Origin of the sequence: Kribbella capetownensis (assembly GCF_004331485.1) — a bacterium.
Classification (GTDB): domain Bacteria; phylum Actinomycetota; class Actinomycetes; order Propionibacteriales; family Kribbellaceae; genus Kribbella; species Kribbella capetownensis.
In genome coordinates, this window is the sequence record NZ_SJKD01000002.1 from 633,232 (window position 1) to 652,794 (window position 19,563).

16 protein-coding genes and 1 pseudogene are annotated in these 19,563 nt (G+C 68.6%); 8 read left to right on the top strand and 9 right to left on the bottom strand.

The features are described 5' to 3' along the window. Nucleotides 1-6 precede the first annotated feature (6 nt). The gene (locus E0H75_RS13385; RefSeq protein ID WP_131513811.1) at nucleotides 7-1,038 is read left to right on the top strand and encodes an aldo/keto reductase; all 1,032 of its coding nucleotides are present in this window, start codon (nucleotides 7-9) and stop codon (nucleotides 1,036-1,038) included. On the opposite strand, the gene E0H75_RS13390 is transcribed toward E0H75_RS13385, so the two are convergent. After that, nucleotides 1,019-1,627, bottom strand: coding sequence for a hypothetical protein (locus E0H75_RS13390; RefSeq protein WP_131513812.1), 609 nt, complete (start codon nucleotides 1,625-1,627; stop codon nucleotides 1,019-1,021). The genes E0H75_RS13385 and E0H75_RS13390 overlap by 20 nt on opposite strands. Nucleotides 1,628-1,653: 26 nt before the next feature. On the opposite strand from E0H75_RS13390, the gene E0H75_RS13395 reads away from it, so the two are divergent. Then, the gene (locus tag E0H75_RS13395) at nucleotides 1,654-2,397 is read left to right on the top strand and encodes a DUF5995 family protein (RefSeq protein ID WP_131513813.1); all 744 of its coding nucleotides are present in this window, start codon (nucleotides 1,654-1,656) and stop codon (nucleotides 2,395-2,397) included. Here E0H75_RS13395 and E0H75_RS13400 read toward each other — a convergent pair. Then, nucleotides 2,394-3,098, bottom strand: coding sequence for a M50 family metallopeptidase (locus E0H75_RS13400; RefSeq protein ID WP_131513814.1), 705 nt, complete (start codon nucleotides 3,096-3,098; stop codon nucleotides 2,394-2,396). The two genes, E0H75_RS13395 and E0H75_RS13400, sit on opposite strands and share 4 nt — an antisense overlap. Nucleotides 3,099-3,238: 140 nt before the next feature. On the opposite strand from E0H75_RS13400, the gene E0H75_RS13405 reads away from it, so the two are divergent. The 3 genes and pseudogenes from E0H75_RS13405 to E0H75_RS43570 form a co-directional block, all read left to right on the top strand. Beyond that, nucleotides 3,239-5,341 carry a S41 family peptidase gene (locus tag E0H75_RS13405; protein ID WP_238162991.1) on the top strand — a complete coding sequence of 701 codons (2,103 nt, stop codon included), beginning with the start codon at nucleotides 3,239-3,241 and terminating at the stop codon, nucleotides 5,339-5,341. Nucleotides 5,342-5,359: 18 nt separating this feature from the next. Beyond that, nucleotides 5,360-6,598 (top strand): aconitase X, encoded by a 1,239-nt coding sequence (locus E0H75_RS13410; RefSeq protein WP_131513815.1) that lies wholly within the window; start codon nucleotides 5,360-5,362, stop codon nucleotides 6,596-6,598. Next, nucleotides 6,595-6,870 (top strand): annotated as a pseudogene (locus E0H75_RS43570) (aconitase X swivel domain-containing protein); the annotation flags it as partial. The gene E0H75_RS13410 and the pseudogene E0H75_RS43570, both read left to right, overlap by 4 nt. 78 nt (nucleotides 6,871-6,948) lie before the next feature. Here E0H75_RS43570 and E0H75_RS43575 read toward each other — a convergent pair. After that, entirely contained in the window at nucleotides 6,949-8,148 is a 1,200-nt protein-coding gene (locus E0H75_RS43575) for an MFS transporter (RefSeq protein WP_131513817.1), read from the bottom strand. A 260-nt stretch (nucleotides 8,149-8,408) separates the two neighbouring features. Here E0H75_RS43575 and E0H75_RS13425 point away from each other — a divergent pair, with 260 nt between their 5' ends. Next, on the top strand, nucleotides 8,409-9,230 hold the full coding sequence (locus E0H75_RS13425; RefSeq protein WP_238162992.1) for a phosphatase PAP2 family protein: 822 nt from the start codon (nucleotides 8,409-8,411) through the stop codon (nucleotides 9,228-9,230). Here the strand turns inward: E0H75_RS13425 and E0H75_RS13430 are convergent. Beyond that, the gene (locus E0H75_RS13430; protein WP_131513818.1) at nucleotides 9,173-11,377 is read right to left on the bottom strand and encodes a bifunctional SulP family inorganic anion transporter/carbonic anhydrase; all 2,205 of its coding nucleotides are present in this window, start codon (nucleotides 11,375-11,377) and stop codon (nucleotides 9,173-9,175) included. The genes E0H75_RS13425 and E0H75_RS13430 overlap by 58 nt on opposite strands. 174 nt (nucleotides 11,378-11,551) lie before the next feature. Continuing rightward, on the bottom strand, nucleotides 11,552-12,883 hold the full coding sequence (locus E0H75_RS13435; protein ID WP_131513819.1) for a nuclear transport factor 2 family protein: 1,332 nt from the start codon (nucleotides 12,881-12,883) through the stop codon (nucleotides 11,552-11,554). Nucleotides 12,884-12,974: 91 nt separating this feature from the next. Here E0H75_RS13435 and E0H75_RS13440 point away from each other — a divergent pair, with 91 nt between their 5' ends. Then, on the top strand, nucleotides 12,975-13,355 hold the full coding sequence (locus tag E0H75_RS13440; RefSeq protein ID WP_131513820.1) for a winged helix-turn-helix transcriptional regulator: 381 nt from the start codon (nucleotides 12,975-12,977) through the stop codon (nucleotides 13,353-13,355). 20 nt (nucleotides 13,356-13,375) lie between these two features. Beyond that, nucleotides 13,376-14,149, top strand: coding sequence for an SDR family NAD(P)-dependent oxidoreductase (locus tag E0H75_RS13445; protein ID WP_131513821.1), 774 nt, complete (start codon nucleotides 13,376-13,378; stop codon nucleotides 14,147-14,149). A gap of 167 nt (nucleotides 14,150-14,316) precedes the next feature. Here E0H75_RS13445 and E0H75_RS13450 read toward each other — a convergent pair whose 3' ends face one another. From E0H75_RS13450 to E0H75_RS13465, 4 genes are all read right to left on the bottom strand, one after another. Then, a complete protein-coding gene (locus E0H75_RS13450) occupies nucleotides 14,317-15,042 on the bottom strand; it encodes a DUF427 domain-containing protein (RefSeq protein WP_131513822.1) in 726 nt (241 codons plus the stop codon). Nucleotides 15,043-15,101: 59 nt separating this feature from the next. Further along, nucleotides 15,102-17,171 carry a fibronectin type III domain-containing protein gene (locus E0H75_RS13455; protein WP_238162994.1) on the bottom strand — a complete coding sequence of 690 codons (2,070 nt, stop codon included), beginning with the start codon at nucleotides 17,169-17,171 and terminating at the stop codon, nucleotides 15,102-15,104. A gap of 98 nt (nucleotides 17,172-17,269) precedes the next feature. Continuing rightward, nucleotides 17,270-17,884, bottom strand: coding sequence for a GNAT family N-acetyltransferase (locus E0H75_RS13460; protein WP_131513824.1), 615 nt, complete (start codon nucleotides 17,882-17,884; stop codon nucleotides 17,270-17,272). A gap of 132 nt (nucleotides 17,885-18,016) precedes the next feature. Then, entirely contained in the window at nucleotides 18,017-19,555 is a 1,539-nt protein-coding gene (locus E0H75_RS13465; RefSeq protein WP_131513825.1) for an MFS transporter, read from the bottom strand. Nucleotides 19,556-19,563 lie beyond the last annotated feature (8 nt).

Genomic DNA, 19,563 nt, shown 5'->3' on the forward strand with positions numbered 1-19,563 from the left:
GCAACTGTGGAATACCGCACTCTGGGCGCCAGCGGAGCGATCGTCTCGACCTACGCGCTCGGCACCATGACGTTCGGCAACGAGACCGACGAGGCCGGCGCGCACGCGCAGCTGGACCGGTACGTCGCCGCCGGCGGCAACTTCATCGACACCGCGGACGTCTACACCGGCGGTGTCTCGGAGGAGATCGTCGGTAGCTGGCTGGCGAAGAGCAGCGCCCGCGACGACGTCGTCGTCGCCACCAAGGGCCGGTTCCCGACCGGCGACACCCCGAACGACGTCGGCACCTCCCGCCGCCACCTGCGCCGCGCCCTCGACGCGTCCCTGAGCCGGCTCGGCGTCGACCACATCGACCTCTACCAGTTGCACGCGTGGGACCCGGTCACCCCGCTCGACGAGACCCTCGGCTTCCTCGAGGACGCCGTACGCGCGGGCAAGATCGGGTACGGCGGCCTGTCCAACTTCACCGGGTGGCAGTTGCAGAAGGCCTGCGACCTGATCGACCGCCGCGGCTGGTCGCGGCTCGTCACGCTGCAGCCGCAGTACAACCTGCTGGTGCGGGAGATCGAGTGGGAGATCGTTCCGGCCGCGCAGGAGAACGGGCTCGGCCTGTTGCCGTGGTCGCCGCTCGGTGGTGGCTGGCTGACCGGGAAGTACTCCTTCGACGAGGAGCCGACCGGCGCGACCCGCCTGGGCGAGAACCCGGACCGCGGTGTCGAGTCGTGGCGCCGGCGCAGCACCAACCAGCGTGTCCGCGATGTGGTCGACGCGGTCCGGGAGATCGCGACCGCGCGGGGCAACTCGATGGCGCAGGTCGCCCTGGCCTGGCTGGTCGACCGCCCGGCGGTCACCTCGGTGATCCTCGGTGCCCGGACGATCGAGCAGCTCGACGACAACCTGGCGGCGGCCGACCTGCACCTGACCGCGGAGGAGACCGAGAAGCTCAACCAGGCCAGCGATCCGGGCGCGGCGGACTACCCGTACGGCGGCCCGGGCGTCGCGCAGCGGGGTCGTCCGATCACGGGTGGGCGCGCCTGAACGGCGATCGCTCCACAGCCTTGCGGAGAGCGGTGTACGACGCGACCAGCGCGCGCCGCTCTGCCGCGAGGAGCGGGTCGTCGCGGTCGCAGCCTGCCCGGACCCATCGGTCCGACAGGCCCATCGCCTCGACACGGTTCACAGCTGCCGGCCGGATCGCCTCCGGATCGGCGTCGTACACGTAGGAATAGAGGTCGACCAGGGCGGCCTCCAGCTGGTCGGAGGTGACCGCATCGTCGTGCTGGTGCGCGCGATGGATGCGCCACCAGTCGACCTCCAACCGGGCCGCCCGCGCCGGGTCGAGCGGCAACTCGCCGTCCTGGGCGACGAGTTCGTAGAAGCGGCGCATGTACGCGCGGGCCGCGTCCGGCTGGTTGTCGGGGTACGGTGCCCATAACTGGTTGGCGCGCAGTACGAACCACGCTCCGGCCAGGGTCCGGCGGGGTGACATACCGAATGCGGCGGCGACCATCCCGACGGAGGCGCTGAGGAAACTCCGCCATTCGTGGCGGTAGTACGCGGCCCAGGCGTCGGTCTCGCGATTGCCGACAACCACCGGGTCGAAGGACCGTGGACCTGTCGCAGGCATGACCCCCTCCTCCACAGGAGACCCCGATGAACGATGGTAGTCCCGTGGCCGGCGTCATCGCCCGGATGCAGCAGCGGCTGGACGAGCTGCCGGACGACCTGGCCCACCGCCGGATCTTCCTCAGCACGTACCTGCGCACCACCCGAGCCGTTGGTGATGCCATCGATCTGGCGCGCTTCGAGGACCCGGCCTGGGTCGAGGACTGGGACGTGAAGTTCGCCGAGCTCTACCTGGTTGCGCACGATGCCGCCCTGAAGCCGGGCGCTCGAGCGTCACGGCCGTGGCGGCTGGCCTTCGACGCGCCGGCCGATATCCCGGCGCTGCGTCACGTGCTGCTCGGCATCAACGCGCACGTCAACTACGACCTCCCGCAGGCGCTCCTCGCGGTGATCAGCGACGCCGACTTCACCGACCCCTACCTGATGGAGCGAAGGCGCCGCGACCATGAGCGGATCGACGGTGTGCTGGCCGAACGCGTCAGCGCGGAGGACGACGAGCTCGGTGGCGCGAGGAGTCTGCTCGATCAGGTGCTGACACCGCTCAACCGGCTGTCGTCCCGGCGCTTCCTGCGTGAGTCCCGTCAGAAGGTCTGGCACAACACCGTCGAACTGCAGCACGCACGCAAGCAAGGACCTGACGCGTACGCGACCCGTCTGGCGGAGCTGGAGCTGCTCAGCGCCGCCAAGATCGCCGACCTGCTACGTCCCGGACAAGTCCTGCTGCGTCTGGCCGTCACAGGCTTCGGTGTGACGCTGCCACCACCGGTCTAGCCCGGCAGTACTCCGGACCACACCACTCCGAGCGCCAGACATCCCAACGTCACCAGGCCGAATACGCCGACCCACATCAGTGCCGGTACACCGGTCAACCGCCGCAGCTGATCCGCATCGGAGCTGCGGCCTTGCCCGTAGCGCCGTGAGTGCTGCAACTCGAGTACGGCGCGAGGCGCGGCCAGCAGCAGGAACCAGGTGAGCAGGTAGGCGAATGCGGACTGGACCGACGGTGAGCCCCACCAGGAGATGCCGAAAACAAGGGCGCCGAAGACAACGACCGACCAGAGGCCGTAGAGATTGCGGATCTGCAGCAGCAGGATGAGCAGCGCGACCAGCAGTCCCCAGAGCATCGCAACGGCGTACCCGCGGCTCAGCACGAACGCAGCGGCGAGGCCGAAGAGCGCAGGGCCGGGGTAGCCGGCCAGCAGTACGGCGATCATGCCCGGACCGGTCGGGTGGCCGCGTGACACCGTGACTCCGGAGGTGTCGGAATGCAGCCGGATCCCGGACAGCTTCCGTCCGACCAGTGCGGCGATCAGTCCGTGCGCACCCTCGTGCGCGATCGTCACGACATGGCGCGTCATCCGCCACAACGGCCGGAAGCCGATCAGCACCAGTGCGACGACACCGGTCCCGATCACCAGTCGCAGCGACGGATCCGGCTGTGCCGACGTGATGCTGTCCCAGAACTCAGTCACCCGCCCATCCTTGCAGCACAGCGGTCAACTCCCGGCAGAGCGGGACGTTGACATCGCCAGACGCGCGGACGACGGTTGAGGGATCGCGGCCCGGGGAGGGGCCGCCGCATTGGGGGCACGACATGTCACAGCCACGCAGCATGGAAGCCACGGGGAAGAAGGCGGCGGCGAAGAAGACCGCCACCCGCACGAGCAGCGCGGCGGCGAAGAAGACCGCCACCCGCAAGAGCAGCGCCCGGCAGGAGCCGGCCAAGACTGCGACGGGGACGAAGCGGGCCGCCCGCGCCTCTGCCGCCAAGAGGACCCGGGCAGCTGCGAGTCCCAGCGGGACGCAACGCACCACAGTCGCCGCGCAGGCCGCCGTACCTCTGCCCAACTTCCTCGCATCGGCCGGCACGCTGACCCTCGTGCAGCGCATACAGCTGGTCGAGCAGGCGTTGGTGCTCCTCGAGCAGAACTACGTGCACCTGCCGCTCAAGGTCGCGATGCACGCGGTGAATCCGTTGCAGCGGTTGCGAGTGATGCGCGCGCGGATGGAACGCCAGACCGCCGCGACGATGGGGCCGGAGTGGATCTTCCACCGGGAGATGTCGAGCATCTTCCACTCGGTCCGCGACCTGCACACCAACTACCTTCTGCCGGTTCCGTTCGCCGGCAAGATCGCGTTCCTGCCGTTCATGATCGAGAAGTGCTACGACGCGGCCGACGTCGAGCACTACCTGATCACCCGGACGGTGACCGGCTTCTCGGCCCCGCAGTTCGGGCCGGGCGCCGAGGTGACGCACTGGAACGGTACGCCGATCGCCCGCGCGGTCGCGTTGAACGGCGCTCTGTTCGCCGGCAGCAACGATGCGGCCAACCTCGCCCGCGGTCTGGAGTCGTTGACTCTGCGGCCGCTGGTGATCCAGGCGCCGCCGGACGAGGACTGGGTGACACTGTCGTACGTCGGTCTGGACGGCTCGACGCAGGAGTTGCGTGAGCAGTGGAAGGTCGCCACCAACCTGCCGCCGATGACGGACCTGGATGCGATCAGCGAGACGTCGGCCTCGATGGGGCTGGATCTGGATTCCGACGAGAAGGCCCGGGCGAAGAAGGCGCTGTACGTACGTGACGTGGTCGAGCTGGAAGGCGGTCAGAGTTCGGCCGAGCTGCGGACACCGGCGGCCGTCGCCGGCGCCGATCTGCCGACCACGATGCCGGGCGTCTTCCGCGCCCGCGAAGTGGTCACGTCGTCCGGCACGTTCGGGCATGTACGGATCTTCACCTTCAGCGTGCAGGACCCGGTGGCGTTCCGGAACGAGTTCGTCCGGCTCGCCGCCGCGCTGCCGCAGAACGGCATGATCGTGGACGTCCGCGACAACGGCGGCGGCCACATCTTCGCCAGCGAGTTCACCCTGCAGACGATGACGCCGCGGCGGATCGCGCCGGAACCGGTGCAGTTCATCAGTACGCCGCTCAACCAGCGGATCTGTCGCCGGCACAAGGACAACCCGGTCGGCATCGATCTCGGTCCGTGGTTCGACTCGCTCGACCTGGCCACCGAGACGGGCGCGGCGTACTCGGCCGCGAAACCGATCACGCCCGAGGACGGCGCCAACGACATCGGCCAGACGTACCACGGTCCGGTGGTGCTGATCACCGACGCCCGGGTGTACTCGGCGACCGACATCTTCGCCGCCGGGTTCGCCGACCACGGGATCGGCCCGATCCTCGGCGTCGACGCCAACACCGGTGCGGGTGGCGCGAACGTGTGGACGCACGGCCTGCTCGCCGCGCTGCTCAACGAACCACCTCCACCCGACGAGACCTCGCCGTACATCGCCCTGCCCAACGGTGCGAACCTGCGGGTCGCGATCCGCCGGACGTTGCGGGTCGGTGCGCTGTCCGGTACGCCGGTCGAGGACCTCGGCGTGAAGCCGACGGTGATGCACAAGATGACCCAGGCGGATCTGCTCGAAGGCAACGTCGACCTGCTGAACAAGGCCGGTTCGTTGCTCGCGGCGCTGCCGCACCGGCGGCTCGACGTGAAGACGACCTTCAGCGGTACGACGCTCACGGTCGCGCTGGAGGTGGACGAGTTGGACCGCGTCGATCTGTACCTCGACGATCGCCCGATCAGCTCCGAGGATCTGACCGGCCCCGAGCTCAGCATCGACATCCTCGAGGTCACCCACGGCCAACTCCTGCGTGCCGACGGATATCAAGCCGGTGCACTGGTCGCCTCCCGCCGGACGAAGGTCTGAACGCTGTAGTTTCATGGCATGCAGACGCTGCGCCTGACCGCCGAGGAAGAGGGAATGCTCGGCGGTCAGGACGGTGACGGCGTCGCGCTCGCGATGCGCGTGATCGTCAGCCTGGCCCGGATCGCGGACGCGCCGCGGCTGGTCGAGATCACCTCCGCGCACGTCGACTCGTGCCTGTACCACGGCCAGGTCAGCCTCGACTTCGCCCACCGGCTGGTCGACCTTGGCGCGAAGGTCCGCGTCCCGACCACACTGAACGTCGGCTCGACGGACCTCATCCATCCGGAGCTGGTCCGGGACCCCGACCTCGCGGCGTCCGGTCGCGAGCTCATGTCGGCGTACGTCGCCCTCGGATGCACACCGACGTTCACGTGTGCGCCGTACCAGCTGCCGGACCGGCCGGGGCTCGGCGAGCATGTCGCGTGGGCGGAGTCGAACGCGATCGTGTTCGCCAACTCCGTCCTCGGTGCCCGGACCGATCGGTACGGCGACTTCCTCGACATCTGTGCTGCGATCACCGGGCGGGCGCCGTACTCCGGACTGCAGACGACCGAGGCGCGGCTGGGGACCGTGACCTTCGACTGCCGCCCGCTGGGTGATCGTTTCTTGGGGTCGGAGTTGGCGTATCCGTTGCTCGGGCATCACGTCGGGTCCGTGGTCGGTGGCGAGATCCCTCTGCTGGTGGGGATTCCGGCGTCCGCCGGCGAGGATGAGCTGAAGGCGTTCGGTGCGGCCGCCGCATCGGCTGGGGGAGTGGCGCTGTTCCACGCGGTCGGGGTGACGCCCGAGGCTCCGACACTCGAGGAGGCGATGGAGCTGCCAGTGCGCGAGGTCGAGCTCGACACGATGCGGGAGACACGGCGAGCGTTGTCGACCTTCTCGTCGGGTGAGCTCGATGCGGTCAGTGTCGGCACGCCGCATGCGTCCTATGCCGAGTGTGCTCGGCTGGCCGAGTTGCTGACGGACGGGCCTCCGTTGAAGATCGCGTTCTATCTGTCGACCGGTCGTGCGACGCGCGCCTTGGCCGAGGAGAGCGGCGTACTGCGGACGCTCGAGGCTGCCGGAGTCACGGTCGTTGTGGACACCTGCACCTACGTGACGGCGATCCTGTCGCCGGCCTGGAAGAACGTGATGACGAACTCGGGCAAGTGGGCGCACTACGCGCCGGGCAACATCAACGTGTCGGCCGTGCTCGGCTCGCTGGAGGAATGCGTCGCCTCCGCCCGCGCCGGTCGCGTGATCCTGGAGGACGCATGATCACGGCCCGCACACTCAATCCCGGCATCGCGACGGGTGAGGTGATCCGCCTGACGGCACCCCTGTCCTTCTGGGGCGGCACCGACGAGAACGGCCGCATCATCGACGCACACCATCCCCAGTGCGGCGTCGTACTGGCCGGCCGCGTCCTCGTGATGGAGTCCGGGCGCGGCTCGAGCTCCGCCTCCAGCGTCCTGGCCGAACAGATCCGGGCCCGCACCGCCCCCGCGGCCATCATCCTCGCCCGCCCCGACACAATCATCGCCCTAGGCGCCCTGATAGCCCACGAACTCTACGACCTCACCACCCCCGTAGTCGTCGTCGACGGACCGCTCCCCGACAGCGGACACCTACGTGTGGATGCCGGTCCGGCCGGCGCCACGATCAGCCCGTTGATGCATGAGTACGGCGGTTGCGGCGAAGAGGAGTGCGCAGGCGGTGAGGGCCAGGGGCAGGGTGGTGAGGCGGGCGATGGTGGCGATGGTCAGGCCGCAGGTGATTTCGCCGAGGTACTTGAGTTGGGCGAGGAACGAGTGGGTGGTGGCGCGGATGTCGGCGGTGGTGCGGGCGTTGACCCAGACCGTGCCGATCACCTGGGTCAGCGGTTTGACGATGCCTGAGATCAGTACGACGGCGATCGCGCCGGCGACCGGATCGCGAGCGAAGGCGAGCAGGAGCGTGCCGAGTACGCCGGCTGTGGCTGCGAGAGCGTAGTCGTTGCGCGCGTGGGTGCCGCCGATGCGATGGCCGGCGACGCGCAGGGTGAGCGCGCCGACGAGCAGCCCCGCGACGCCTAGGCCGGTGAACCAGATGGTCGGGTCCGGGTCGGTGGGTAGTCCGAGGTCGATCAGCTGGATCTGGAACAGCCGTCCGACCGACCACGCGCCGTTCACGAGGAAGGTCGCCGCGAAGATCAGACGAATCGCGCGACTGCGCCGTACCAGGGAGATGCCGCGGCGGAAGATGGTCCAGGAGCCCGACCAGCGGGCGGTCCGCACCGGGACGAAGTGGTGCTCGGTGAACCTCAGCGCGACGTAGAGCGCGAGCGAGAGCATCGCAACGCCCGCGATGACGATGGTCAGGTCGCGGCAGGTCGCCCAGGCGAGCAGACCGAGCACGATCAGTCCGGTCGCGGCGCCGGTCAGCTCTGCCCGAGCGGCGCGGGCGAGTACGGCGGTGATCCGGTCCGGCTGGTCGAGCTCGTCGGTGATCCAGGCGACGTCCGATCCACTCGCGAACGTCCACGAGATACCCCAGAGCACCTGGGTGGCGAGGAGCGCGGGGAACGAGTCGACGAGCCCAGTGGTGACCATCGCCGTACCCATCAGGACCTGCGAGATCACCAGTGACCACTTGCGGCTGATGGTGTCGGCGACCACGCCGGCCGGCACCTCGCAGACCAGAGCGAATCCACTCTGCGCGGCGCCGATCAGCACGAGCTGGGCCGGGGAGAGGCCGGCGTCCACGACCAGGTAGACGCTCGTGACCAGCCACCACCCGTTGTGCAGCCCGGCCCGCAGCCAGGTCCAGCGGATCAAGACCGTCACCATGCCGTCACCACTCCGTCACCATGCCCGCAGCCTCTCCCGGCCGGCTCACCCGGTCTAACGGATTTCTCGCGCAGATGTGAGTTGGTTCATATTCTTCGCAACTATAAGCAAGTTGCGATAATTTGGAACGGTGGTGAAGGGCGGCGGCCAGTGCGGCCGGGATCACAGTCGAAAACGAATGACCGTTCTTGATTTTCGGGCGGCCATCGACGCAGGGTGGAATCTTAGAGAACGAGCGTTCGGTTTGAGGTGGGGTCGACGTGGCGCAACTGACTCTGGAACGGGTGGAGCACCGACCGCTGCCGGTCGCGGGGAAGCCGCACGCCGGAATCTGGCGGATCGTGCGCGAGGTCGCCCTGCTGGCCGTGCTGTTCGGGGTGTACAACCTCGGGCGGTTCTTGTCGGCGGACCACACCGGGTCGGCCTTCCGGCATGCCGACGAGGTGATCCGGTGGGAGGCGTGGCTCGGCCTGCCGAGTGAGGCCGCTGTGCAGCAGCACGCACTGCGGATCGACGACCTGGCCGAGGTGGCGAACGCGTTCTACGCGAGCGTGCACTTCCCGCTGACCGCGGTCGTTCTGCTGTGGCTGATGATCCGGCGGCCGGCGGAGTACGGGAAGGCGCGCTGGGCGCTTGCCTCGCTGACCGGGCTGGCGTTGATCGGGCACATGTTCTTCCCGCTCGCGCCGCCGCGGATGATGCCGGGCTGGATCGACACCGGCGTACTGCTCGGGCAGTCCGTCTACGGACCGAGCACGGATTCCGGGGTGGCGAACCAGTTCGCGGCGATGCCGAGTCTGCACGTCGGCTGGGCGTTCATGGTTGCCGTGTTCCTGATCCGGGCGACGCGGTCACGCTGGCGGTGGTTGTGGATCGCGCATCCGGTGCTCACATTCACGGTCGTCGTCGTGACCGCCAACCACTACTGGCTCGACGGGCTGATCGCGATCGCGTTGGCCCTGCCGCTGTTGCTGATCTTCGACAGCCGGCGGGTGCGCATCCCCGCCGACGTCGGTGAGCTTGCTCAGCGTTTGAACGACGAGCCCGCGGTGGCGAGCTCCTCGTCCGCCCGGACGAGATAGGGCTCGCGGTCGAGGACGAGCCGGGCCGCGGCCGCACGAAGGTCGAACCACAGCCCGATCAGCTCGAGCCGTCCTTCGTCCTCGGCCTCGCGCACGCAGGCGAAGCTGCGCAGGTTCGCGAGCTGTACGCCGACGTTCGCGACGGACAGCTTGTCGGCCGGAGACAGTTTCACCCCGGTGGCCGGGTCGACGATGTCCGGCAGCCCGACCGCCCGTCGCAGCGACGGTTCGAGATGGCGCAGCCAGTTCTGCAGACCGGTGCCGGCCGGTGCGTTCGCCTCCAACGCGGCCGCGGCGGCACCACAGTGCGAGTGACCGCAGACGACGATCGATTTCACCCCGAGTACGTCGACGGCGTACTCGATCGCGGCGTCGACCGAGCTGCTGTTCGATCCCTTGGGTGGAACGAGATTGCCGACATTCCGCACGCAGAACTGGTCGCCGGGGCCGGTGGTGGTGATCAGGTTCGGCACGATCCGCGAGTCCGCACAGGTGATGAAGAGTTGCGCCGGGCGCTGACCGTCGGCCGCGAGTTTCGCCAGCATCGGCCGGATCGGATCAGCCGATGCCTCGAACTCACGGATGCCGTCCAGCATCGAGACCCGCTGGTCCGGCTCGGCGACCACCTGGGGGTGCCAGGGCAACAATCGCCGGGCCGGATCCGAGCGCATCGCGGCCCGGAACGCCACCCGGTTCAGCTCGACCGAACCGCCGCGCGCGAGGTGCCCGCGTCGCCAGTCCTCGATCGCCTCGTACGCCGCATGGTCGAGATGGTGAACGTCGAGATCGACCCGAACCCGCGCCGCTTCCGGGATCGACCGGAGTGTGCGCACCAGGGAGGCGACTCCGAGGAACACCAACGTGCCGCGGATCCGGATCGTCCACAGCCCGTCCTCCTCGGTCGTGGTAACAGTCGCCCGGGCCAGTCGGTAGAGCACTCGCACGATCGCCAGCGCCAGGCCGATCAGCACGCCGTCGGCCAGTCCGAGTACGGCGACGCCCGCGGCGGTCACGACGTACACGAGGAGCTCGTCGTGTTTGCGCAAGGTGCGGATGTGAGCGAGCTGGACCAGCCGCAAGCCGGTGACGAGCAGGACACCGGCGAGGGCGGCCATCGGGATCAGCTCGAGCATCGCACCGGCCGCGAGTACGAACGCCGCGATCCAGATACCGTGCAGGATCGCGGACGCGCGGCTGCGTGCGCCGGCTGCGACGTTGGTCGAGCTGCGGACGATCACGCCGGTCACCGGCATGCCACCGAGTGCGCCGGACACCGCGTTCGCGGCGCCTTGACCGATCAGCTCCCGGTCCAGATTGCTGCGCTTGCCGCGATGAAGCTTGTCCACGGCAACTGCCGACAGCAACGACTCGACACTGGCGACGAGGGCAACGGTCAGCACCGCGGTGATGATCTCGATCGGAGCACCGTCGGGCACCGCGGGCAGGACCAATTCCTTCAGCGGCTGCTCCGGCAGGTCGACGCGAGTGACGTCGGTCAGGAACGCCGCGGCCAACGCCGTGACTGCGACGACGGCCACCAATGGCGCCGGAACCATCTTTACTTTGGGCAGTCTGGGCCAGGTGAGCAGGATGGCGACGGTCAGCACGCCGACCAGCACCGAATGAGGGTGATGGGCAACGAGTTGCGCGGGAAGCGCCCCCAGGTTGGCGATCAGGGAACTCTGCGCCTTGCCGCCGAGGACGACGTGCAACTGTTGGACGGCGATCGTGACGCCGATGCCGGCGAGCATGCCGTGGACGACGGCGGGCGACAGGGAGAGCGCGAGCCGCCCGACCCGGGTGACGCCCAACAGGATCTGCAGCAGGCCGGCGGCGCAGGTGATCCCGGCGGTCGCGGCCCAGCCGAACTGGCCGACCAGACCCGCGACGACGACGGTCAGGCCGGCGGCCGGACCGCTGACCTGCAACGGTGATCCGCCGAGCGCGCCGGCGACGACGCCACCGACGACGGCGGCCACCAGACCGGCGATCAGTGGGGCGCCGGACGCGGCGGCGATCCCCAAGGACAGCGGTATCGCGATGAGGAAGACCACCAGCGAAGCCGGTACGTCATGGTGAAGGACCGACCTCCAGGTCGAGCGCTCAGGCACAGAACTGGAAGCAGGCGGGGGATGGGAGGTTGACATGGTCGGCACGGGTCCTCCGGCGTCGGTGCTCTGGGCAACTTGCTCTGGGCATCAGGCGTCGAAACAAAGAGTGTCGATCTGGTTACCCATAGTACTGGCCTGTTCAAGCCCGGAACAGGGACAAATCACGAGTTCGTTGCCGACGGCCCCGACGTACGGAGAGGTGACGATTGCTCAGGGCATCGATGTCTCGGGGAACAGCACCCGGCGTGCGTGGTCGGTGTCGAGGTACTCGCGAACGGCGACGATCGCCCCGTCCCGGACGGTGAAGACCGCGCCGCAGCGGTTGGAGTAGGCCCCGCCCGATCGGGCAGTGGCTTGCGCGGTCCACTCGGCGAAGACCTGGTCGCCGTCGGCGAGCGCATTCGTCAGCGTGATGGTCACCGGAGCTCCTGGCGTGAACAGCTTGCCCGCCACAGCGCCGAGGAACTCGTCGGCCACCGTCTCGCGACCCTTCCACTCACCGGACAGTGGCAGGTCGCCCGGGTACGTCCAGACCACGTCGGGCGCGAAACTCGCGCGGATCGTGGCCAGGTCGCCGGCGGCGACGGCCTCGACGTACTTCGTCACCACGGTCTTCGGGTCGTTCATCGGCGTCTCCTCGGTGGACAGTGTGAGTACGGCGTTGCCGCGGATTCGGCGGTCGCGCAGGTCGTCGAGAACGTCACCGGTCCGGGACCAGTCCTCGATGCGGCCGAGTTCGGGATGCAACCGTCCGGCCGCGACCAGCCGGACGAGCGTGGCCAGATCCGCGGCGTCGTCGCCGTCGGTGTAGTGGAAGTGCTCGATCGTCGCGTTCTCAGGTCCGTCGAACATGGTGAAGAAGTCGAGCCTCGCCGGCTGCCGACTGACCTGGCCGAACCAGATCAGCCGTCCGCGGGGCCGCACCTTCGACAAGGCGATCGGCAGGCCGTCGCCTCCGACGGATTCGAAGACGAGGTCGAACGTTCCGTCCGCGGCCGACGCCTCGGCGACGAGCGTCTCCGCGCCGAGTTCGAGGAGCCTGGCGCCGCGAGCTGGTGACGACACGACAGCAGTGATCGATGCGCCGGCCGCTGCCGCGAGCTCGGTGAAGTAGTGGCCGACACCACCGGAGGCTCCGGTCACCAGGATCCGCCGTCCGATCACGGCACCCGCCGTACGCACAAGACGGAGCGCCGTGAGGCCGGCGAGCGGAAGGGCCGCGGCCTGCTCAAGCGACACCGCGTCCGGCAGTACGGCGAGCTGCGTCAGCGGCACGGTCACACGCTCAGCCCAGCCGGAGTGCGGCACATGCGCCACCACTCGGGTGCCGACGGACGGGCCATCGGGAATCGTCCGGATCACTCGGCCGGCGACGTCCTTGCCGGGGCGCCAGCCGTCTCGCGGGTTCTCGAGTTGGAAGGTCTCACCGCGGTTCAGGGAGTACGCCGCGACCTCGATCACGACCTCACCGGGACCGGGCTCGACCTCGTCGACCTCGGCCACCACGACCTTGCCCCGTCCGACAGGTAGTACTGCTCTCATAGCGTTGCCTCTCGTGCTTAGACTCGACTGCGACGCTACGAACCGTTCGTGGCGGGCGGAAGACAGCACTTATTACTGCTCTAGGCACCCAATGGATACCGACCAGGCCAGAGGCAAGTGGGACGCCACCAAAGGCGCCTGCCCAACACGTCAGGTGCTGGGCCGGATCGGCGACACCTGGAGCATGCTGGTGATCAGCACGCTGGAGAAGCACGGCACACTGCGGTCCGGCCAGCTCAAGCTGCTGATCGAGGGCGTGACGCAAAAGATGCTCACCCAGACCCTGCGCCACCTGGAGCGCGACGGCATCGTCGAGCGGACAGTCGTCGCCACAGTCCCGGTGACCGTGACCTATACGCTGACTCCGCTCGGGCTGAGCCTGTCCGCCGCCGTCGCCACGATGCGGACCTGGGCCTACGAGCACATGGACGAGATCGCCGCCGCCCGCGACGAGTACGACGCCGAAAGCTAGGCCGAGAGCTAGGGAGTCACGTGGATCTGCAACTGTCCGGCAAGACTGCGGTGGTCACCGGTGCCAGCAAGGGAATCGGGCTCGCGTGTGCCGAGGCACTCGCGTGGGAGGGCGTCACGGTGACCGGGATCTCCCGGGATCCCGCGAACCTGGCCAAGGCCCGGGAGGAGCTCGCCGCCAAGGGCCTGACGTACGCCGTGGAAGGGGTCGACCTCACCGATCCGGACGCGACCAAGGCCGTGTTCGAGCGGATCGGCGTACCGGACATTCTGATCAACTGCGCGGGAGCGGCCCGCCGTACGCCGATCGACGAGTTGGACAGCAAGGCGTTGCACGCGGCGATGGAGGCGAAGTACTTCACCTACATGCACGCGACCGACGCGGTCATCCGCGGCATGGCCGAGCGCGGCAGCGGTGCGGTCGTGAACGTGGTCGGCCAGGGCGGCCGGCAGGCGAACCCGCTGCACATCGGTGGCGGCGCGGCCAACGCGGCCTTGATGCTCGCCTCGGTCGGCTACGCCAAGGCGTACGCGGGGCAAGGCGTCCGGGTCAACGTGATCAACCCCGGCACGACCCGCACCGGTCGCGTCGACGAGGGTCTGGAAGCGGCGGTTCGGTCCACCGGCCGGTCGAAGGAGGAGCTGCTCGGTGAGATGGTCGCCGACACCCCGCTCGGCCGAATCGGCGAACCCGAAGAGGTGGCTCGGGTCGCGGTCTTCCTCGCCTCGCCCGCAGCCAGCTATGTCACCGGCGCGATCATCCCGATGGACGGCGGCGTCACCTCCGCCATCTGATGCCTGAGACAACGACAAGGCGCCGGTGCGTCACGGACGTTGATCACCGGCGCCCGCAGCGTGCAGCTCGACAGGACGTATACGTCCGCTGCCGACCGCTGCCCGCCTGAGCCTGCCGGTTATCCGGCTTGATCGCCGGACACCTCCTGTCGAACTGCACCACTCGCTCAGTTCGAGAAGGGAGTGATCGGGCGGTCCTGCGGTACGCCGTCCAGGGTCAGGTCGACCCGTTCGTTGAAGAAGGCAACGAGTCCGGCGACCGGCAGCAGCGCAGCGGTGGGGAAGTCGTAGGACCAAGCCAGGTCGCGACCGCCGATCGACCAGTACCCGGTGGTGCGCCCCTTGTACGGGCAGGCGGTCTGGGTGTCGCTCGGGGTGAGGTGCTCGAAGTCGACCTCGGTCCGCGGGAAGTAGTAGCGCGGCGGCAGCCCGGTCTCGAACACGATCACCGTCGATCGCGATTCGGCCAGCACCTTGCCGTCGTACTCGACCTTCACCTGGCGGCCGGAGCGGAGCGCGTCGCACCGGGCATACGGGTTGCGTGGGTGGACGAAGACCTCCTCGTCCTCCTCGAACCAGCTGTCCAGCGCGTCCCACTGGAACCGGACCCGGTCCTTCGCGATCCCGTCGTCGTACACCCAGGCGTTGCCCGACCCAGCGGTGTGCACCCGCGCGATCCCGTGCTCGAACTCCTTCGTCTCACCCGTGTCGGTCAGTACGCCGTCCGCCACGTCGGCGACCGGGATGTAGTACTGCGGGTACGGCGGGAACTCCCACAGGTAGATCCCGTCCTGAGTGTCGAGAACGACGCGCCCGCCGAGCGTCGCGCGGATCCGCCGTGGGGCCGGAACGGTGTGACCGGGTGGGATCAGGGGAGCCGGGTAATCGTTCATGCATCCAGTAAAGGTCGCGGGGCCGGCCTGAGGGAAGGCCGGCCCGCGGTGGGGATGGATCAGACGGTGATCCAGTCGATGTCAGCGATGTAGCCGTTCGGGTTGCTGACCTTGATGGAGTTGGCTCCGGCGGCCAGCTTCATCGGGAGGTACGTCACCTGTGGCGTCCCCCAGTCGTTGTCGCCGAGACCGTGGTAGTTGACCCAGTAGCTGTCGGTGTCGTTGACCGTGAGCATGCTCTGCCGGCTGGTGTCGCCGTCGGTGTAGGCGATCTTCACCAGGTAGGTACCAGTGGTCGGGACGGTGATGTCGTGGAGCGTCACCGAGGCGTCGTACCCGATGTTGCCGATCTTGGCGCTGCCCGAACACAGTGTGCAGCCGGAGATGCCCGCGTTGCCGGTCAGTGTGCTTGTCGACGCCTCGGCTTCGTACCGGACCGGTCCGCCCGGCTTCGCGGTGAACATGGTCACCGGCGCGCTCGCATCCGACGTACGGCCGCCGGACACACCCTTCACCGTGAAGGCGTACTGCGTCTGCGGCAGCAGCCCGGTCACCACGGCGCTCGTGGTCGAGCTCGTCGCCACCTGCTTGCCGTTGGCGTACACCTTGTACGACGAGGCGCCGGTGCTCGGCCGCCAGTTGAGACTGACCGTCGTACGGCTCACGTCGGTCGCGGTGACGTCGGCCGGCTTGCTCGGTGAGCCCTTCTTCACCGGTGTGATCTTGTACAGCTTCGAGCCGTGCCCCGGCAGCGTCGCGCTGACCTGACCGGAGACGTTCCGCGTGTTCTGGTTCGCCCAGATGTCGCGGACGGTCGCCTTGCCGGTGAGGCCGAGCTGGTCGAAGTTCCCGGTCACGGCGGCCGGGGTGTCGGCCAGGTTGAAGAGGGCGACGGTGACGCTGCCGTCGGCGTTCTTGGCGTACCAGGTCTGCTGCAGTTGGTCCTGGTTCAGCGGGCGCGCGGGGTTGCCGGACTGGTTGATCGCGATGACCTCGCGGTTGGTCAGCAGCTTCAGGCCGTACGCGTCCAGCTTGGTCATGTCGTCACCGACGAACAGCGGTGCGGCGTTGATCGCCCAGAACGTCATGTAGCTCTGCCGCTCGGCGTCGCTGAGGCCGTCCATCTCGCCGACGCCGACGTTGATCGCGTCCAGGTTGTTCCAGTGACCCGGTCCGGCGTCGTCGATCCACTGCGGCAGGTCCCACCAGCGTGCCTTCACAGAGCTGTCCCAGCGGACGATCGTGTCGCAGTAGCACTCGACGTCGGTGTCGATCCGCCAGCCGTTCGAGTTCTGCTTCCAGACGTCGGCGTACCGGTGGCTGAGGGACCACGACAGCGTGTACATCATCGGGCGCCCGGCGTTCTGTACCGCCCGCCACCAGGCCTCGATGTCCTCGGTGTTGTTGTGGTTCGGGTCGTCCGGCGCGCCCTTCCACGAGCCCGGGCCGACGCCGTCCATCTTGATGAAGTCGACGCCCCAGCTCGCGAACAGGTTCGCGATCGAGTCGGCGTACTTCTGCGCGCACGGGCTCGCGTAGTTGATCTTGTACGCCTGGTCCCAGCCGTTCGTCGTGCGCAGGTCGGGGTAGACGATGTCGCGGGTGAAGCAGCCGGGTGCGTTGTAGATCGGCGTGTTGCCATCGCGGTAGACGTCGAAGCCGAGGCCGACCACGGTGTAGATGCCGAACTTCAGCCCGAGCTTGTGGATGTCGTCGCCGACCGCCTTCATGCCGCGCGGGAACCGCTGCGCGTTCGCCACCGGGCGGCCGTACTCGTCGCCGCCGAGCTGCCAGCCCGCGTCGACGTTGATGTACTCGTAGCCGTACGGCTTGAGCTTGGTCGCCAGCGCGTGCGCCTGGGTGAGGATGTTCTTCTCACTGATGAAGCTGCCGGGACCGTCCGGGTTCACGCCCGGGTAGTTGGTCGACTGCAGGCTCCAACTGCTCCAGCCCATGTAGGGCTTGGCCGCGACCTGCGGGTACTTCGCCGGGACCGGCTTCTCGGCCTGGGCGGCGGCCTGGACAGCAGAGCTCTGGACCGCATCGGCCGGGGCGGTCGCGGCGGCCGTCGACACCAGGGCGACGGTGGCGAGCAGGACACCAGCGGTACGACGTCTGAGATTCAGCACGGTGGTCCTCCGGATGACCGGGGAGAGAGCGGACGCGGCCGAGCCTAGGGTCGGTTAATTTACATCGTCAAGTATTCATCGCCGATGACTGTGTGTGGTCACCGGGCGAGGCGTTTCTCCAGGTGTTCGCGGGCGGCCGGCCATTCGCTGTCGGTGATGGAGAACATCGCCGAATCACGGAGCCGACCGTCCTCGCCCGGAGCCCAGGACGGCGACCAGTTCCGCAGTACGCCCTCGAAATGTGCGCCGACCGACTCGATCGCGGCTCGGCTCCGTGCGTTGCGTGCGTCCGTCTTCAGGTCGACGCGCGCGACGTCCCACACCTCGAAGGCGTGCCGGAACAGCAGGTACTTCGCCTCGGTGTTGATCCCGGTGCCTTGGGCCGAACCCGCCAGCCACGTAAAGCCGACCTCGATGGCCCGCAGCCGTTCACCGTCGGGCCACAGCCGCGGATCCCAGAACGACGTGGCGCCAACGACGCGGCCGGTCTCGACGGCGATCTGTGCGTACGGCGCGAGCTTGCCGGTGGCCGCCCGCTCGAGTTGCGCCTCGATGTAGCCGGCCGCCTCTGTTGCCGTGGGCACCCAAGTGAAGGCGTACGACGCCCGGTCCTCGTCGCCCGCGGAGCCAAGACCCACCGCATGCGCAGGCGAGAGCGGCTCCAGCCGGACCCGCTTTCCCTCGAGCACCGGGCCTTCCAGTACGAATCCCACGACACACCCCTCCTGGCTGAGACGAGGTGTCATCGTCGCAGTCAGCCGGTGGCGTGGAACCGGATTTTCACGATCCGGGACAGGGCCGGGGGCAGCTTCCCGGCCCTGACCCGGTCGCGAGGGTGTGTCTCCCTAGTGGTGCTGCGGACGCCGGCGCGGACGCAGCGGCCGGCTGTGTGGATCGGTGCGAGCGTGCTCGCGCCGGCTGAAGACGAACGGGCGCGACGGACGCTCCGCCGCTGGGTGAACCGTCGGCCGGGACAACTGGATCGGCGTCTGCTCGAGGTTGACCCGGATCGGGCGCTGGTGCCAGGGCGAGCGGGTCCGGACCACGACCAGGCGGAACCCGCCGTCGCGGCGCAGCCGGAGACCGATCGCGATGGTCGCGATGGCCGGCACCAGACCGGCCAGCAGCAGGCCGTTGCGGGCGCCCCAGTGTTGGGCGATGAAGCCGACCGTGGGTCCGCCGATCGCGCCGCCCCCGATGAACACCAGGTTGTAGATCCCGGACACGCGCCCGCGCAGGCCGTCCGGAGTGGTCAGTTGGACCATCGACTGCGCCGCCGTGAGGAACATCAGCGTCGCCATGCCCATCGCCGACAGCAGCGGGATGAAGGTCCACAACGACGGCTGGATCGAGGCGGCCATCTCGGTAATGGCCAGGATCGAGGCGATGCCGACCAGGTTCCGCAGTCGTGGAGTCCGGATCCGCCGGGCGGACAGCAACGCTCCGCACAGCGCTCCCGCGGCGACCACGGAGTTCAGTACGCCGTACCCGGTCGCGCCGGTGTGGAAGACCCGGTCGGCGAAGGCGGTCAGCGTCACCGGCAGGCTGATCGTGAACATGCCGTAGATGCCGACCAGCGCGATCGCCCACCGGACCGCCGGCTCGTGGAAGGCGTACCGGACGCCGTCGCGCAGACCGTCCCGCATCCGCAGGCCGGCGCTGGCCCGCCGGGCCGCGACCAGCCCGGGCATCTCGGACTCCCGCATCCGGAGCAGCGCGGAGATCGAGGCGAAGAACGTCACCGCGTTGAGCGCGAAGGACCAGCCGGTGCCGAGGGTGCCGAGCAGGATGCCGCCGAGCGCCGGGCCGATCAGACTGCCCAGCTGGAACGTCGACGACACCATGCTGATCGCGTTGCGGACCCGGTCCTTGCCGACCAGTTCGGTGACGAACGACTGCCTGGTCGGATTGTCGACCGCGGTGGCCAGGCCGAGGATGAAGGCCATCATGTAGACCTGCCAGACGTGCACCTGGCCGGTGAACGCCAGCACGGCCAGGATGCCGGCCAGGCTGCCCATCGTGGCCTGGGTGACGAGCAGGATCTTCCGCTTCGGGAAGCGGTCGGCGAGCATCCCGCCGTACAGGCCGAACAGGAGCGTGGGGAGGAACTGCAGCGCGGTGGTGATGCCGACCGCGGTGGCGCTGCCGGTCAGTGTGAGGACCAGCCAGTCCTGGGCTATGCGCTGGATCCAGCCGCCGGTCGAGCTGACCAGCAGTCCGCTGACCAGGAGGCGGAAGTTGCGGACCTGCAGAGCGCTGAAGGTGTCCCGGAATCCGGGCCGGCGCTGCGTGGCCGGGATCTCGCCGGAGGCGGGCTTCGAGGTGGTGCGGTGGGTGTGGAAGTCGGGGACGGAAGGGACAGTACCGGTGGCCCGGGTGGTCAAGAGTGTTC

Excerpts from the sequence above, each read along its gene's own strand:
- E0H75_RS13390 (WP_131513812.1), bottom strand. The coding sequence starts at position 1,627 with ATGCCTGCGACAGGTCCACGGTCCTTCGACCCGGTGGTTGTCGGCAAT.
- E0H75_RS13395 (WP_131513813.1), top strand. The coding sequence starts at position 1,654 with ATGAACGATGGTAGTCCCGTGGCCGGCGTCATCGCCCGGATGCAGCAG.
- E0H75_RS13405 (WP_238162991.1), top strand. The coding sequence starts at position 3,239 with ATGGAAGCCACGGGGAAGAAGGCGGCGGCGAAGAAGACCGCCACCCGC.
- E0H75_RS13410 (WP_131513815.1), top strand. The coding sequence starts at position 5,360 with ATGCAGACGCTGCGCCTGACCGCCGAGGAAGAGGGAATGCTCGGCGGT.
- E0H75_RS43575 (WP_131513817.1), bottom strand. The coding sequence starts at position 8,148 with ATGGTGACGGTCTTGATCCGCTGGACCTGGCTGCGGGCCGGGCTGCAC.
- E0H75_RS13430 (WP_131513818.1), bottom strand. The coding sequence starts at position 11,377 with ATGTCAACCTCCCATCCCCCGCCTGCTTCCAGTTCTGTGCCTGAGCGC.
- E0H75_RS13435 (WP_131513819.1), bottom strand. The coding sequence starts at position 12,883 with ATGAGAGCAGTACTACCTGTCGGACGGGGCAAGGTCGTGGTGGCCGAG.
- E0H75_RS13440 (WP_131513820.1), top strand. The coding sequence starts at position 12,975 with ATGGATACCGACCAGGCCAGAGGCAAGTGGGACGCCACCAAAGGCGCC.
- E0H75_RS13450 (WP_131513822.1), bottom strand. The coding sequence starts at position 15,042 with ATGAACGATTACCCGGCTCCCCTGATCCCACCCGGTCACACCGTTCCG.